Below are 15908 nucleotides of genomic sequence, written 5' to 3'. Positions count from 1 at the left end.
TTTCCTAACGCCTGCATGTCTTCCTCTGCTTCTGCCGCTGCGCACCCCGCGGCAGCCACCGCGGCACCCGCCCCTGCCGCCCCCCTCGCCGCTTCCCGGCGCGCCCCCACTTTTTCCGCCGCCGCCTGGCGCCAGTTCATGAGCGTGGCCAAGCCGTACTGGCTCGGCGACAAGAAGGTCGCTGCCTGGTCCCTGCTCGGCCTGCTGGTGCTGCTGATGCTGTGCGAGACGCAGCTGGCCGTGATGCTGATCGACCGCACCGGCGAGATGACCTCGGCCCTGGCCGCCAAGGACCGCGACCGCTTCTGGGACGCGGTGCGCACCTGCCTGCTGGTGCTGGGCTTCGCCGTGCCGGTGTACGCCTTCTACTACTACATGCGCGATGCGTTCTCCAACCACTGGCGGCGCTGGCTCACGCACCGCTTCCTGGACGGCTACCTGGGCGGCCGGCGCTACTACGAGCTGAACACGCAGGGCGGCATCGACAACCCCGACCAGCGCATCAGCGAGGACATCAACACCTTCACCGGCCGCTCCACGCACTTCCTGCTGATCTTCGTCGGCGCGGGCATGCAGCTGGTGGCCTTCAGCACCGTGCTGTGGTCGATCTCCAAGGTGCTCGTGGCCTTTCTGGCGGTGTATGCCCTGCTGGGCACGGTGGTGGCGCTGTGGGTGTTCGGCGCGCCGCTGATCCGCCTGAACTTCTGGCAGCTGCGGCGCGAGGCGGACTTCCGCTTCGGGCTGATGCGGCTGCGCGAGAACGCCGAGTCGATCGCGTTCTACCGCGGCGAGTCGCAGGAGCGCGCGCAGCTGGACCACAGCTTCCAGGCGGTGTTCACCAACTACGCGCGGCTCATCAAGCGCCAGCGCTCGCTCAACCTGTTCCAGCGCGCGTTCAGCCAGCTCACGGTGGTGATTCCCGCCATCATCCTGGCCGATGCGGTGCTCTCCGGCGACATGGAGGTGGGCCGCGCCATCCAGGCGGCCGGCGCGTTCGCGGCGGTGCTCGCCGCCGTCTCGCTGATCGTGGACAACTTCGAGAGCCTGAGCCGCTTCGTGGCCGGCATCGGCCGGCTGGACACGCTGGCCCAGGCCCTGCTCGGCGCGCCGGCCCGGCGCGAGGAGCCGGCGGCGCCCGAGGCCGTGTCCGCTGCGCGCAAGCTGCGCCGCCAGCAAAAGCGCGAGTCGCGCCGCCAGCGCGGCACCCCGTCGGCCGCCCCGGCCTCGCAAGCAACGCCCCCCGCGCCCGCCGCCAAGGCGGCAGCCCCGGACACCTCCCGCGAGATCCAGGCGCGGGAAGGCGAACGCCTGGCGATCGACGGGCTCACGCTCTACACCCCGAAATTCGGCCGCCTGCTGGTGAAGGACCTCACGCTGGAGCTGCAGCCGGGCGATGCGCTGCTCATCACCGGGGCCAGCGGCTGCGGCAAGAGCTCGCTGCTGCGCGCCATTGCCGGGCTGTGGCGCACGGGCGACGGCGTGGTGCAGCACCCGCCGCTGGACGAGGTGTTCTTCCTGCCCCAGCGCCCCTACATGCAGCCCGGCACGCTGCGCAGCCAGATGATCTACCCGGCGCGCACGACCGCGCTGGACGACGCGCAGTTGCTGCAGATCCTGAACGACGTGCACCTGCCCGAGCTGGCCGAACGCGTGGGCGGGCTCGACGCCACGCGCGACTGGGAAAAGCAGCTGTCGGTCGGCGAACAGCAGCGCCTGGCCTTCGCCCGTGTGCTGGTGCGCCAGCCGCGCACCGTGATCCTGGACGAAGCCACCAGCGCGCTGGACGGCGCCAACGAGGCAGCGCTTTACGAGCGGCTGCGCGCCAGCGGCGCCTCCATCATCAGCATCGCCCATCGGCCGGCGGTGCTGGCGCACCACACGCACGTGCTGCAGCTGCTGGGCGAGGGCCGCTGGGCCCTGCACCCGGCCGAGGGCTTTCAGTTCGAGGCGTGAGGGGGTGAGGCGCCGCGCGCGGCGGGTGGCGTGAGCAGGCTCAAGCGGCGCACGCCGCGGGTTCCAGCACCAGCACGGTCGCCACGTGCGCGTCCTGCGCCAGCAGGCGCTTGCGCATGCAGACCACGGCCTTGTCCTTGGACAGCAGGATGGCGCGGTGCGCCACGGCCAGGTCGATGAACTTCTGGTCGTCCGCATCCTTGCACACCGAGGGCACGCGCGCCGCCTCGGGCACCACGCGCACCCGGGCGTCGAAGGCGCCCAGCACGGCCGCGGCATCCAGGCCGTAGAACGCCAGGCGCGGCACGATCTGCGGGTAGGCCAGCACGCGCTCCAGCTCGTCGCGCATGGCCTGCGTGGCCACCCACTGCAGCCGCCCCTGGGCGAGCAGGTCGCGCAGCGGCGCCACGGCGGGATCGGCGAACACCAGCAGGTCCAGCACGATGTTGGTGTCCACCACCACCGCGCGGGGGACCTCGCCGCCCGCGGCTTGCGCCGGCAGGCGCAGCTCAACCCGCATCGGGCGGGCTTTCCACGGGCCGGGGGGGACGCTCGCGCGCTGAGCCGCGCACCATGTCGAAGCGGAACAGGCGGCACTCGATGGGGCCGTTCCACATGGGCACGCGGCGCGATTCCTTCAGGCGCATCTTGCCGGGCAGCTTGAGGTCGGGCGTGAGCATCCAACCCTGCCAACCGGAGAAGTTCTTCTTCCAGTGCGTGGCGAGCTGGCTGAAGAATTCGCCGCCGTCCTCGGTCTGCGCCGTCTCGCGGCCCGCACGCTCCACGTGGCCGGCACGCTCGGACGCGCTGCGCCCGGCCGTGCCCGCGGCGGCAATGCGCTCGCCGTAGGGCGGGTTCAGCAGCATCACGCCGGGCTGGGCGGTGGGCGGCATGCGCTGCAGCGCGTCGCCACCGCGCAGTTCGATGGCCTGGGCCACGCCCGCGCGCTCGGCGTTGCGCTGGGCGAAGTCCACCATGCGGTGCGACACGTCCGAGCCGAAGATGCCCACTGCCGGCGGTTTGATTGCCTGTTCTGCTTCATTTTTGATAGCAGACCAGACATGGGCCTGGAACGGCAGCAGCTTCTCGAAGGCGAACCGCCGCTGCATGCCGGCGGGGATGTGGCAGGCCATCTGCGCGGCCTCGATCAGCACGGTGCCGCTGCCGCAGCAGGGGTCGTACAGCGGCACGTCGCCCTGCGGGTCCCAGCCGGTGGCCGCGATCATGGCGGCGGCCAGGGTCTCCTTGAGCGGGGCGTCGCCCTTGTCCTCGCGCCAGCCGCGCTTGAACAGCGGCTCGCCCGAGGTGTCGATGTACACCGTGGCCTCGTCGGTGGTCAGGTGCAGGTGGATGCGCACGTCGGGCCACTGGGTGTCGACGTCCGGGCGCACGCCGGTCTTGGCGCGGAAGCGGTCGGCCACGGCGTCCTTCACGCGCAGCGCGGCGAAGTTCAGGCTGGTGAGCGGGCTGTGCTGGGCCGTGACGTCGATCTTGAAGCTCTGGCGCGGGGTGAACCAGATCTCCCAGGCGACCTCGCTCGCGGCGGCGTACAGGTCGTTCTCGGAGCGGTACGGCCGGTGGCCGAGCTGCACCAGCACGCGCTGTGCGAGCCGGCTGTGCAGGTTGAGCATCAGCGCGTCGCGCCAGGAGGCCCGCAGCAGCACGCCGCCCCGGCCGGTAAGCAGGTCCTGGCCGGTCAGGCCGGTGATGCCGTGCACCTCGTCGGCCAGAAAGCCCTCGACGCCGGCGGCGCAGGGCAGGAAAAGTTGCAGTTGGTTCATAGACGGCCCCGAGGATACGCGCTGGCAGCCCCGCTGCGCGGCCGAGGGGCCGCAGGGACCTGCCGCGGGGATGGCCGGCGTGCGGAGGACCGGGCCCTCCGAGGCATCAGGGTTTCCACCTAGCAGAACCCTCGACTTGGCATTTGATCCGGGTCAACCAATGGTCAGAATGAACCCTTGTGTGTATCCATTTGCAAAGGTACTCCATGTTCAAAAGCCTGCGTGCGCGCCTCATCGGCATCTGCGTCGCCATCACCGTGCTCTCGCTGCTGGCCCTGGCGCTGGTCACCTTCTTCGTGGTGCGCAAGGACACGCTGGCGCAGCTGGACGAGAACGTGGGCGGGCTCACCCGCCTGCATGCCGACGAAGTGGCTGAATGGGTGCGCGAAAAGCAACGGATCACCTCGTCCCTGAAGGTCGCCACCGAGCAGCCGGACCCGCTGCCCATGCTGCGCGCCATCAAGCAGGCCGGCGCGTTCGACCTGGTGTATTTCACCTATGCGGACAAGCGCCACATGGCGCTCACCAAGGTCCCGGAGGGGTACGACGGCACCTCGCGCCCCTGGTACAAGCAGGCAGCGCAGGCGGGCGGCCCCGTCATCACCCCCGCCTACGTGGGCGCGAGCAGCGGCAAGCTGACCATCACCTTCGCAGAGCCCGCCGGCCCGGCCGGCCAGCCCACGGCCGTGGTGGCCACCGACATCTACCTCGATTCCGTAACCGCCAAGGTCAACGCCATCCACCCGATCGCCAAGAGCTTCGCCTTCCTGCTGGACGGCGACAGCAAGATCCTGGCGTATGCCAAGCCCGGCATGGCGCTCAAGCCCGTCTCCGACATCTCGGGCAGCCTGGACGCCGCGCTCATCAAGCGCCTGGCCGAGCGCAACGAGCGCACCGACGTGCAGATCGACGGCGCCGAACAGATGCTCTACGCCGCCAAGGTGCAGGGCACGCCCTGGACGCTGGCCATCGCCATCGACCGCGCCGAGGCCACGCAATCGGTCAGCGCGCTGCTGAAAGTGGCCATCGTCATCACCCTGCTGAGCGTGGTGGCCGCCGTCGCGCTGGTCACCGTGGCCGTGAGCCACCAGCTGCGCCGCCTGGGCGTGGTGCGCGATGCGCTGGAAGACATCGCCTCGGGCGACGGCGACCTGACGCGCCGCCTGTCCACCCACGGCAGCGACGAACTCACCCAGATCGCCAGCGCCTTCAACCACTTCGTGGACAAGATCGCGGCGGTGCTGGTGCAGATCCGCGCCTCGTCCGAATCCGTGCGCCTGGCCACCAGCGAGATCGCCAGCGGCAACCAGAACCTGTCCTCGCGCACCGAGCAGCAGGCCAGCTCGCTGGAGGAGACGGCGGCCGCCATGGAACAGCTCACCGCCACCGTGCAGCAGAACGCCGAGAACGCGCGCCAGGCCAACACGCTGGCCACGGGCGCCTCGGAGATCGCCACGCACGGCGGCACCGTGGTGGGCCAGGTCGTGAAGACCATGGGCGGCATCGATGCCTCGGCCCGCAAGATCGTGGACATCATCGGCGTGATCGACGGCATCGCCTTCCAGACCAATATCCTGGCGCTGAACGCGGCCGTGGAAGCCGCCCGCGCCGGCGAGCAGGGCCGCGGCTTCGCCGTGGTGGCGAGCGAGGTGCGTACGCTGGCCCAGCGCAGTGCGACCGCCGCCAAGGAGATCAAGGCGCTGATCGACGATTCGGTCACCCAGGTGGATGCCGGCAGCAAGCTGGTGCAGGACGCCGGGGCCACCATGGACAAGATGGTGGACAGCGTGCGCCGCGTGACGGCCATCGTGGCCGAAATCAGCAACGCCAGCCAGGAGCAGAGCACCGGCATCGCCGAGATCGGCAGCGCCGTGAGCCAGATGGACCAGTCCACCCAGCAGAACGCCGCGCTGGTGGAAGAGGCCACCGCCGCCGCGCAGTCGCTGCAGCAGCAGGCGGCGCAGCTGGCCGATGCGGTCGCCGGCTTCAAGCTCGACGCCCACGGGGCCGCAGCGCCGTCGCGGGGCGGTCCGGCGGCCGGAACGAACCGCGCCCTGACCATGCGATAAAAAACGGCCTCCAGCACAATAAACACTAGGGCATATAGCTATATATTTGATAGCAAAATCACCCGACCGCATGGCGATCGGGCTCAGGCCTGGGGCGTGGCAGCCCCAATCAGCGAGAAAGGACAGGGCGCCGGGTGGCATTCAAGCCCGCGAGCGCCCTTCTTTCGGCCTTCGCTGACGGCGCCAAGGCCCCCTGGCGGCCATGATGGCGCGATGACCCCCACCCTGCCCTCGCGCACCCCTTCGGCGCCAGCCCGCCCCGGCCGAGCCCCCCTCACGCCACGCACCTGGCTCGCCCTGGCCGGCTGGCTCGCGATCGCCTTCGTGGCTGCTGCGGTCGGCAGCATCGCATCGGTCCAGGCGCCGCAGTTCTACGCCCAGCTCACCCAGCCGGCCTGGGCACCGCCCGCCTGGCTGTTCGGGCCGGTGTGGAGCGCGCTGTACGCCATGATGGGCATCGCCGCCTGGCTGGTGTGGCGCGAGCCCGCAAGGGCCCTGCGCCGGCGCGCGCTGTGGCTGTTCGCCGTGCAGCTGGCGCTCAATGCGCTGTGGAGCTGGCTGTTCTTCCAGTGGCACCAGGGCGCCTGGGCGCTGGCCGACATCGGCCTGCTGTGGTGCTGCGTGGCCGCCACCCTGGTGGCGTTCTGGCGGCTGCGGCCGCTGGCCGGGGCGCTGCTGGTGCCTTACCTGGCCTGGATCACCTTCGCCGCCGCGCTGAACTTCACGGTCTGGCGGCTGAATCCGCAACTGCTGGGCTGAGGGGCCGGCGTCTTTCGCGGCGCAGGCGCTACAGCGCCTTGCGCAGGTTGGCCGGCGCGATCTTGAGCGCCTCGCGGTACTTGGCCACGGTGCGGCGCGCGCACTCGATGCCCTGCTCCTTCAGCATCTCGGCGATCTGGCTGTCCGACAGCGGCTTGGCCGGGCTCTCGGCCGAGACGAACTGCTTGATGAGCGCCCGCACCGCCGTGCTGGAGGCGTTGCCCCCGGTCTCGGTGCCCAGGCCCGAGCCGAAGAAATACTTGAGTTCGTACGTGCCCTGCGGCGTGGCCATGTACTTGGCCGTGGTCACGCGGCTGATGGTGGACTCGTGCAGGCCCAGCTCATCGGCGATGTCGCGCAGCACCAGCGGGCGCATGGCCAGCTCGCCGTGCACGAAGAAGTTCTTCTGCCGGTCCACGATGGCGCGCGACACACGCAGGATGGTGTCGAAGCGCTGCTGGATGTTCTTGATGAACCAGCGCGCCTCCTGCAGCCGCTGCTGCAGGCCCTGGTGGCCCTCGCCGCCGCGGTTGCCGCGCAGCGCGCCGGCGTAGATGTCGTGCACGCGCAGGCGCGGCATCACATCGGGGTTGAGCTGCACGCTGAAGTTCTGCTGGGTGCCGCGCCCGGTCTTCTTCACGATGACGTCGGGGACGATGATGTTGCGCTCCACCTCGGCGAAGGCGCGGCCGGGCCGGGGCTCCAGGCGGGCGATCAGCGCCATGGCCGCGCGCGTGCGCTCCTCGCCGCCACCGCAGGCCTGCGCCAGGCGGCGCACGTCGCGCCGCGCAAGCATCTCCAGCGGCTGCTGGCAGATGCGCATCGCGGTCTGCACCACGTCGGGGTCGCCCTCGCCGTCCTCGCGCAGCGCCTTGAGCTGCAGGGTGAGGCATTCGGCCAGTCCGCGTGCGCCCACGCCCACCGGGTCCAGGCTCTGCAGCAGGCCCAGCGCCACGGTGAAGCGGTGCACCAGCTCCTCGACCTGCTCGGTGTCGTCCTCGCCCGCCAGGCTCACGGCGAGCGACGGCAGCGATTCGTCCAGGTAGCCATCGTCGTTGAGCGACTCGATGAGAAAGCGCAGCGCGGCGGTGTCGACCTCGGACAGGCGCAGGCCCAGCGCCTGCCGGTGCAGGTAGGCGGTGAGCGACTCGTGGCTGCGGGCCAGTTCGGTGGCGTCGGCTTCGTCGCCCTCGCCGGCCGTGCGCGTGCGCGCCGGGGCGTCGCCGCCCCATTCGCCGTCGTCCGGCGCCATCTCGACGGTGCCGTCGCCTTCCCAGTCGGGGGCGTCGGCGCTGCCAGGCGCCTCGGCGGCGCTCGCGGCATCGCCCTCCGAAGAGGGCTCCACCGCCGCGCTGGACTCGCCGGGCGCGCCGGAATAGATGGCTTCTTCGGTGTGGCGGTCGTCCTCGCTCACGGGCGCATCGGCCTGCGGCAGACCGAATTCTTCGCGCGCGGCCTCTTCGGCGGTGCGTTCGAGGAAGGGGTTTTCGTCGAGCATCTGCTCGACCTCTTGCGACAGTTCCAGGGTGGACAACTGCAGCAGCCGGATGGATTGCTGCAACTGCGGCGTGAGTGCCAGATGCTGCGAGACGCGCAGCGACAGCCCCGGCTTCATCACACCGGTGCCGCCGGGCCGCCCCGAGGCGCGAGAGCCCCCGCGGGGAGCAGCGCAGTCAACACGATGACCAGCGTGGACGCCATGCTCACATCCTGAAATGCTCGCCGAGGTACACGCGCCGCACCTCGGCGTTGTCCACGATCTCGGAGGGCGTGCCCCGCGCCAGCACGCGCCCATCGCTGATGATGAACGCGTGGTCGCAGATGCCCAGGGTCTCGCGCACGTTGTGGTCGGTGATGAGCACGCCGATGCCCCGCGCCTTGAGGAACCCGATGATGCGCTGGATCTCGATCACGGCGATGGGGTCGATGCCCGCGAACGGCTCGTCGAGCAGGATGAAGCGCGGCTGCGTGGCCAGGGCCCGCGCGATCTCCACGCGGCGGCGCTCGCCGCCCGAGAGCGCCAGGGCCGGGGAGGCCCGCAGATGCTCCACGCGCAGCTCCTGCAGCAGGGCGGTGAGGCGCGACTCGATCTCGTCGCGGCTCAGGGCCTTGTCGTTCTCGTCGCGCTGCAGCTCCAGCACGGCACGCACGTTCTCCTCGACCGTCAGCTTGCGGAAGATCGACGCTTCCTGCGGCAGGTAGGACAGGCCCAGCCGCGAGCGGCGGTGGATGGGCATGTCGGCCACCGAATGGCCGTCGATGCGGATGTCGCCGCCGTCGCTGCGCACCAGCCCCACGATCATGTAGAACGAGGTGGTCTTGCCCGCGCCGTTGGGGCCGAGCAGGCCGACGACCTCGCCCTTTTGCACGACCATCGACACGTCCTTGACCACCTTGCGGCTGCCGTAGGACTTCTCCAGGTGCTCGACCTCCAGCCGGCTCGTGTTGCCGGCCGCCGAGGCGTCGGAAGGGTGTGCCGCCGCCATCACTTCGCGCCGCCGCCCAGTTCGCCGCTGGGCCGCAGGGCGGGGGCCGGCGAGGTGGGGGCCGCAGCGGGCGCCCCGGCCTTGGCCGGAGTCTCCTTGGGCGAGAGCACCGCGCGCACGCGGCCTCCGGGCGTGGCCGCGGTGTTGCTGCCGGCGGGGGCGGCCTTCTGGCCATCGACAGTGAACACGTCGGTCAGGTTGTTGTAGACGATGAGGGCACCGGCCATCTCGTCGGTGAGGGTGGATTCGCGGTAGCGGCGCAGTTCCGAGCGGCGGATGAGCCGCACCAGATCGGCCCGGCCGTCGTACTCGATGACTTCGCCCTCGCCCTCGACGAACTCGTCGGGCATGCCGGGCGCCGTGTCGCGCTTTTGCCGGAAGAAGGCCCGCTTGCCGGCCTCGGCCGTCATGGTGCCGTACTGGAAGCCATCGGGGTCCTGCCGGACATCCAGCCGCGCGCCGCGCAGCAGGATGGTGCCCTTGGTGACCACCACGCGGCCGGTGAAGACGCTGGTTTGCTTGAGTTCATCGTGGCGCAGTGCATCGGCCTCGATGTTCATGGGCTTGTTGCGGTCGGCCTTTTCGGCGCGGGCGCCCCCCATGGCGAAAGCCAGGGCGGCAAGCAGGAGGATCGGTAGGAGGCGTTTTCTCATAGGGCACGAATCTTGCAAAGATTGTAGCCACCCCTTGGCGCGATCCGGGAGCAGCAAAGAAAAAGCCCGCAAACGCGGGCTTGCATCGCACGGAGCGGGGGACTCAACCGCCCTTGGCGGCGGTGGAAGCGAGGTACTCCACCACTTGCAGCACGCCCTGCATGTTGCCGGCCATGGTGCCATCGGTGTAGTAGCGGCCGGCCACGCCCATCGAGGGCACGCCTTCCACGCCGTAGGCTTCCTGCAGCTGGGCGGCCTTGCGCAGCTGGTTGGACACGGAGAAGGAGTTGTACGCCTCCTTGAACTTGGCCACGTCCACGCCCTGCTTGCCGACCCATTCGAAGATCAGGTCGTCCTTGTTGAGGGCCTGCTTTTCCACGTGCACGGCGCGAAACACCTTGGCGTGCAGATCACCGACCTTGCCCATGCTTTCCAGGGCGAAGTACAGCTTTTGCTGCGGTGCGAAGCTGGAGTTGAACGCCACGGGCATGCGGCGGATGACCAGGTCCTTGGGCGCCGCCTTGATCCAGGCTTCCAGCGTGGGCTCGAAGGCGTTGCAGTGCGGGCAGCTGTACCAGAAGAACTCGATGACCTCGACCTTGCCGGCGGGCACGTCGCTGGCCACGGGCTTGGCGAGCTTGACGTAGTCCTTGCCTTCCTTGAATTGGCGGGCCTGGGCCATGGCGGGCGTCGCCAGGGGCAGCGTCAGGGCGGAAGCGGCCACGGCCGTGGCGGTGGACAGGGAAAACTCGCGGCGTTTCATGAAAAAGACACTCCTTGTTCGGTCAGAGGGTTGTGAGCGGCAGCCTGCGGGAAAAGTTCAGCGCTGCACGCGCACCAGCGCGGATTCGACGCCCGCGCCATCGAGCTTGTCCTTGAGCATTTCGGCATCGTCGCGCTTGGTGAAGGGGCCGACGCGCACGCGAAAGACGGTGCGGCCGCTCTGCTCGCGCTCGCTCACCCGGGCCTCCCAGCCCAGCATGGCCAGCTTGGCGCGCTGCGCATCCGCGTCGCCCTGGGTGCGGAAGGCACCGGCCTGCACGAAGTAATCAAACGGCTCGGCGCCGCCGGGCGCGCTGGCGGCCCGGGCCTTGGCCAGATCGCCCAGCGGATCGGACGAGGCGGCCGGCTTGCTGGCGGCACCCCGAGGCGCCGAAGCGGCGGCCACGGCGGCCGGCACCGAAGCGTTGCTCGCGGGGGCCGGTGCGACACCGGCCACCGCGGGCGTCGAGCTGGCGGGCACGGGCGGGCGCGCCGGGTTCTTGCCGTACAGCGGCGAATTCGGGTCCCAGTTCTTGTTCTTCTGGGATTCGGCGGCGTCCTGGTCGGCATTGCGCGCACCGCCCTTGTTGAGGAAGGGCACCGGCACCTTGGTCACATACACGGCCACGCCCAGCGCCGCCCCCAGGCCCACGACCACCCCGAGGATGAAGCCGATGGCGGTGCCCCCACGTTGCTGTTTTGTCATATCCGTAAACACTCACATTCTGGCTGGCGCCGATACGCCCAGCACGGCCAGGCCATTGTGCAATACCTGTGCGGTGGCGGCGACGAGCGCCAGGCGCGCGCGCTTGACGGCTTCGTCGTCCACCAGGATGCGCTCGGCGTCGTAGTAGCTGTGGTAGCTCGCGGCCAGGTCGCGCAGGTAGAAGGTGACGTCGTGCGGCGCCTCGCCTTCGGTGGCGGCGGTGAGCATTTCGGGGTATTTGGCCAATTGCAGCATCAGCGCCTGGGCCTGCGGGCCTTCGAGCGCGGACAGGTCCACGCCCTGGAGGGACGCCACATCGCCGCCGCCCTGCTCGGCCCAGCTGCGCAGCACGGAGCAGATGCGCGCATGCGCGTACTGCACGTAGTACACCGGGTTGTCGTTGTTCTGCGCCACGGCCAGATCGACGTCGAAGGTGTATTCGGTGTCGGGCTTGCGGCTCAGCAGGAAAAAGCGCACGGCATCCTTGCTGGTCCACTCGATCAGGTCGCGCAGCGTCACGTAGCTGCCGGCGCGCTTGCTGATCTTGACCTCTTCGCCGCCCTTGACCACGCGCACCATGGTGTGCAGCACGTAGTCGGGGTAGCCCTGCGGAATGCCCACGTCGGCGGCCTGAAGGCCGGCGCGCACGCGGGCGATGGTGCCGTGGTGGTCCGTGCCCTGGATGTTGACGACCTTGGCGTAGCCGCGCTCCCATTTGGAGATGTGGTAGGCCACGTCGGGCACGAAGTACGTGTACGAGCCGTCCTGCTTGCGCATCACACGGTCCTTGTCGTCACCGTAGTCGGTGGATTGGAGCCACAGCGCGCCGTCCTGCTCGTAGGTCTTGCCGTTGGCGACCAGCCGGTTCACCGTGGCCTCGACGCGGCCGCTGGTGTACAGGCTCGACTCCAGGTAGTACTCGTCGAACTTCAGGTTGAAGGCCTGCAGGTCCTTGTCCTGCTCGTGGCGCAGGTAGGCCACCGCGAAGTTGCGGATGGACTCCACATCCTCCACGTCGCCGCTGGCCGTGAAGGCGCGGTCGGTGGCCTGCACCGTCTTCTTCGCGAGGAAGTCGTTGGCGATGTCCTGGATGTAGTCGCCGTTGTAGAACCCCTTGCTGGCGGGATTCTCGGGGTCGGTGGGCCAGCAGTCGTCGCCGGGTTTGAAGCCCTTGGCGCGCAGCTGCGTGCTGTGCGTGAGCGTGTGGATCTGCACGCCTGCATCGTTGTAGTAGTACTCGCGGTGCACCTTCCAGCCCTGCGTGGCGAAGAGGTTGCAGATCGCATCGCCCAGGGCCGCCTGGCGGCCGTGGCCCACGTGCAGCGGGCCCGTGGGGTTGGCCGAGACGAACTCGACCAGCACCTTCCGCCCGTTGTCCGGCTGTTGCCCGAAGCGCTCGCCGGCGGCCAGCACTTCGCGCACCACTTCCTGCTTGGCGGCGGGCTTCAGGCGGATGTTGATGAAGCCGGGGCCGGCGATCTCCAGCGCCTCGACCCAGCGGCCGAAGGCCGGCGTGGCCAGCAGGGCCTCGCGCAGCGTTTCGGCCAGTTGCCGGGGGTTCTGCCTGGCGGCCTTGGCCAGCTGCATGGCGGCGGTGCAGGCGAAATCGCCGTGCGCGGCCACCTTGGGGGATTCAAAAGCAGCACGCCCGGCAGCGCCGGGCGACAATTTTTCCAGCTCGCCGGCGAGCGCCGCGAGCAATTCCTGTTTGACGGAGAGCATGCGGCGATTCTACGGGCCGCCCGTCATCCAAACTTTCGGCCATGACGTTATGCTGAACAGCCTCGCGGGGTGCGCGTCGACGGGGGGCTTCCTATCCACTTTTTGCAGGAACACGACATGAAGAATCTGCTCTCCGTGGTGGCCGCCGCCGGCCTCGCCCTCTCCTTCGCCACGGCGCATGCCGCCGATGCCCCCGCAGCCGCCGCCTCCGCGCCGGCCAAGGCCCCCACTGCTCAACAGAGCAAGATGGCCACCTGCAACGCCGATGCCAAGACCAAGGCACTCAAGGGCGACGAACGCAAGGCCTTCATGAAGGACTGCCTCAGCGCCGACAAGCAGGCCGCCCAGCAGGGCAAGATGACCACCTGCAACGCCGACGCCAAGACCAAGGCGCTCAAGGGCGACGAGCGCAAGGCCTTCATGAAGCAGTGCCTGAGCAACAAGCCCGCCGCCTGATCCGGCCGCCGGTCCGCCCTCTCGTCAAAAAGCCCCGCACAGCGGGGCTTTTTGCTGGGCGCGGCCGCTATTAGGTAGCATTCGCCCATGACGCTCTGAGCGATGCAAGGCGGCGAACTTGGCTGGCGGGATACGGCCCAGCGAACCTAGGATCAAGCCTAATCCGATCAAACCCCAGACGAAATCGCTAACATGCCAAGGCATTGCATTTTTCCCACGTACAGATCATGCAAAAGACCAGCTCTCCGGGTCATGATGTGGACGCCTCATCAAGATCAAGCAGCCTTGAGCATGGTTGGAACGTCGATCTCGGGAATGGTGAGTGAGTTCGAAAAGAACATTGCCTCGGCTCCCTCGTAACGGTCTTGGGCGCTATAGCGCAGGCCGTAAGTAATGCCTTTGCAACTGCCGTACAGACTCTTTATCTCTGGTGCCGCGTCGTATGACACGATCCACTTCTGACGGATGGAGGACATCACCAGATCCGCTATCTCGACGTGATCGACATGTTTGTAATAGCTTTCGTAGAGTCCGGCGCCTTTGACGTAGTAAGGCGGGTCAAGATAGATCAGCGTCTTGTCTGGCAGACCAGGCAATACATCAAGAATCAAATCCTTGGCGTCGAGATTGAACAGCCGGATGCGTGATTTGTAGCGCGCAATTCGCTCAATGCGGCTCAGTAAATCTGGCTTATTAAAGCGAGCGTCGAGCTTCCAAGTTCCCGTTTGCTGCTTGCCACCGATAACACCGCCCTTGATGATTCCCGAGCGGTTAGTTCGATTCAAGAAGAAGGTGGAGAACCCCAACTCTAGAAGCGAAGACTGCTGTGCATTGGTTTGAACATCCTTTTGGCGGTACCACTCGTCCATCGATACATCGGTTTCTTCGATCATCCGGCACAGCGCGTCAGTTCGGTTAAGAACACTGTTCCAGAAGGCGTAGACCGACGGGTTGAAGTCGTTCAGAACAATCTCAGAAACATACTCGCCGATCAGCAGGGAAAACGCGATCGATGCGCCACCCGCGTAGGGCTCGACGTAGCAGCCATCAAGCAAGTCGTTCTCTTCGACGATGAGCTTCAAGAAGCCAGTGAGCTTGCCCTTGCCGCCGGGGTAACGTAGTGGGGTACTGAATCGCATTTCGGCCGCGATCTTAGACAGAAGCAGTGGCCTTGGCCAGCACTATTTTCAGGGGTGCGGTGCCCACAGGGCTGCCACGAAAGGCTGCAGTCGATTCCATGTTTGCTTCAGCATATCTGTGTCAGCGTTGAAGCTCGGGTTGTGGACATAGGCATTGAGCGTTTCAGGCGAAACGAACGAATGCCTATTCGCCAACTCGGTGCTGATGCCTTTGAGGTCTTTCACTGTCATAAGTTTGTTGTCTTCGATGTACTTGACGCAAGCTTTCAGCTTGTTCAACAGGGTCTCGTTTACACCTGCTTTGAGCGTCACATCGAAGTCACGCATATATCGGTCAACGCCGAACTCCAAGAAGACACGCAGCAAGACTGAAGCACCGTTGATGTAGCTGAAGATGTTCAGCGTCTTCAACTCATGATAAACATCGTTGACCTTGCCTTGAGGCAGCTTGAGCTTGAAGTCCTTGGGGATCAGCGTCTTGCGGTCTTTGCTACTTACGGCTTGCCTGACTTTGGTCTCACGGGTTGCAGCCTGCGCGCTTGGCGGGGGCGTAGATTTGTCGACCACCCACGGTTTGCTGCCCTTGGGTGGCTTGGGGAACTTAGCAAGCAGCTTCTCTGCGAAGGCTTCTCTCCCATCTTGATCATCAATAGCTCGAACGTTAAATTTCTCTCCTTCGAATTTAGCAGTGGCGATGGCAGTGACGATTTCAGCGAGCACGGAAGTAAGCCATTTTCTATCAGAGTCTGATTTGAGCTTGCCGTCATCCAGCACGATGCCCAATTTCTCTCGGACAGTGTCATCACCCAATATCCGGCCGAGAGTGGTGATCGCGAACTTCCCAGAATCAATCTTGTCTGCGACATCTCGTGCAACGGCACCTTGTGTACGGACGTAGTCCAATGCATCCAGATAGGGGGTTGGATAGCCCATCTCCGCATCGAAACGGTCGCGTGCTACAGCGCCCCAATCTTCAGTGCCGGCGCCGTCCAACCCCTTTCCATGTTTGCGACGCACCCAAACTAGACCGGTTTTCCGATCCGGTGCTACTGCACAAAACAGGCTTTTGGGGACATTCTTGAGATGCTTTTCGCTGAGCTTTTTGATGCCGTCGGATATCTCTGAACCTTCAGCAAGTGACGGCTCCAAGAGAAGCTTGAGAGCAAGAAGTCGCCGGTTGCCCTCAAGCATTACGTACTGCCAGGGCTTACTTGGCGCTGGATATACCAACGGTAGGTCGAAAGGACTCACCCCTTCTTTTGCCACGTCCTGTGCCAGGACAAGCAACCGCTTTCTGGGCTTCCCCCGGTTTCCCGGACACATCGAATGACATGATGTGTTTAGGAGGCAAACATGCCAAGGACGAGAAGAGCATTTACGGACGAGTTCAAACGGGAAGCGGTGAAGCTGGTGAAGCAACCT

The 15908-nt window shown here is 66.9% G+C and carries 14 protein-coding genes; 4 read left to right on the top strand and 10 right to left on the bottom strand.

Annotation, left to right across the window (positions count from 1 at the left end):
• Positions 1-15 precede the first annotated feature (15 nt).
• On the top strand, positions 16-1953 hold the full coding sequence (locus AVMA1855_RS14360; protein ID WP_284426226.1) for an ABC transporter ATP-binding protein/permease: 1938 nt from the start codon (positions 16-18) through the stop codon (positions 1951-1953).
• A gap of 40 nt (positions 1954-1993) precedes the next feature.
• On the opposite strand, the gene AVMA1855_RS14355 is transcribed toward AVMA1855_RS14360, so the two are convergent.
• Positions 1994-2473, bottom strand: a complete 480-nt coding sequence (locus AVMA1855_RS14355) for a putative toxin-antitoxin system toxin component, PIN family (RefSeq protein ID WP_284426225.1) — start codon at positions 2471-2473, stop codon at positions 1994-1996.
• Positions 2463-3734, bottom strand: a complete 1272-nt coding sequence (locus AVMA1855_RS14350; RefSeq protein WP_284426224.1) for a THUMP domain-containing class I SAM-dependent RNA methyltransferase — start codon at positions 3732-3734, stop codon at positions 2463-2465. Before AVMA1855_RS14350 ends, AVMA1855_RS14355 begins: the two co-directional genes overlap by 11 nt.
• Positions 3735-3940: 206 nt before the next feature.
• On the opposite strand from AVMA1855_RS14350, the gene AVMA1855_RS14345 reads away from it, so the two are divergent.
• Both AVMA1855_RS14345 and AVMA1855_RS14340 read left to right on the top strand, forming a co-directional pair.
• Entirely contained in the window at positions 3941-5803 is a 1863-nt protein-coding gene (locus tag AVMA1855_RS14345; protein ID WP_284426223.1) for a methyl-accepting chemotaxis protein, read from the top strand.
• A 213-nt stretch (positions 5804-6016) separates the two neighbouring features.
• Positions 6017-6562 (top strand): TspO/MBR family protein, encoded by a 546-nt coding sequence (locus tag AVMA1855_RS14340; protein WP_284426222.1) that lies wholly within the window; start codon positions 6017-6019, stop codon positions 6560-6562.
• A 28-nt stretch (positions 6563-6590) separates the two neighbouring features.
• Here the strand turns inward: AVMA1855_RS14340 and AVMA1855_RS14335 are convergent, their stop codons facing one another.
• The 6 genes from AVMA1855_RS14335 to argS all read right to left on the bottom strand — a co-directional run bounded on the left by AVMA1855_RS14335 (position 6591) and on the right by argS (position 12891).
• Positions 6591-8177, bottom strand: coding sequence for an RNA polymerase factor sigma-54 (locus AVMA1855_RS14335; RefSeq protein ID WP_284426221.1), 1587 nt, complete (start codon positions 8175-8177; stop codon positions 6591-6593).
• An 88-nt stretch (positions 8178-8265) separates the two neighbouring features.
• The gene (gene lptB, locus AVMA1855_RS14330; protein ID WP_284394373.1) at positions 8266-9048 is read right to left on the bottom strand and encodes an LPS export ABC transporter ATP-binding protein; all 783 of its coding nucleotides are present in this window, start codon (positions 9046-9048) and stop codon (positions 8266-8268) included.
• On the bottom strand, positions 9048-9701 hold the full coding sequence (gene lptA, locus AVMA1855_RS14325; RefSeq protein WP_272565719.1) for a lipopolysaccharide transport periplasmic protein LptA: 654 nt from the start codon (positions 9699-9701) through the stop codon (positions 9048-9050). Before lptA ends, lptB begins: the two co-directional genes overlap by 1 nt.
• A gap of 103 nt (positions 9702-9804) precedes the next feature.
• On the bottom strand, positions 9805-10464 hold the full coding sequence (locus AVMA1855_RS14320; protein ID WP_284426220.1) for a thiol:disulfide interchange protein DsbA/DsbL: 660 nt from the start codon (positions 10462-10464) through the stop codon (positions 9805-9807).
• Positions 10465-10521: 57 nt separating this feature from the next.
• Positions 10522-11169, bottom strand: coding sequence for an SPOR domain-containing protein (locus tag AVMA1855_RS14315; protein WP_284413356.1), 648 nt, complete (start codon positions 11167-11169; stop codon positions 10522-10524).
• 12 nt (positions 11170-11181) lie between these two features.
• The gene (argS, locus tag AVMA1855_RS14310; protein ID WP_284426219.1) at positions 11182-12891 is read right to left on the bottom strand and encodes an arginine--tRNA ligase; all 1710 of its coding nucleotides are present in this window, start codon (positions 12889-12891) and stop codon (positions 11182-11184) included.
• A 117-nt stretch (positions 12892-13008) separates the two neighbouring features.
• On the opposite strand from argS, the gene AVMA1855_RS14305 reads away from it, so the two are divergent.
• Complete coding sequence (locus tag AVMA1855_RS14305; protein WP_284406653.1) at positions 13009-13347, top strand: PsiF family protein; 339 nt, start codon at positions 13009-13011, stop codon at positions 13345-13347.
• A gap of 275 nt (positions 13348-13622) precedes the next feature.
• Here the strand turns inward: AVMA1855_RS14305 and AVMA1855_RS14300 are convergent, their stop codons facing one another.
• Both AVMA1855_RS14300 and AVMA1855_RS14295 read right to left on the bottom strand, forming a co-directional pair.
• The gene (locus AVMA1855_RS14300) at positions 13623-14486 is read right to left on the bottom strand and encodes a DNA adenine methylase (RefSeq protein ID WP_284426218.1); all 864 of its coding nucleotides are present in this window, start codon (positions 14484-14486) and stop codon (positions 13623-13625) included.
• Between the two features lie 48 nt (positions 14487-14534).
• Positions 14535-15677 carry a hypothetical protein gene (locus AVMA1855_RS14295; protein ID WP_284426217.1) on the bottom strand — a complete coding sequence of 381 codons (1143 nt, stop codon included), beginning with the start codon at positions 15675-15677 and terminating at the stop codon, positions 14535-14537.
• Between the last annotated feature and the right edge of the window lie 231 nt (positions 15678-15908).

The sequence above is a fragment of the Acidovorax sp. SUPP1855 genome, from assembly GCF_030158955.1.
Classification (GTDB): domain Bacteria; phylum Pseudomonadota; class Gammaproteobacteria; order Burkholderiales; family Burkholderiaceae_C; genus Paracidovorax.
This window is presented reverse-complemented; position numbering and strand designations above follow the sequence as displayed.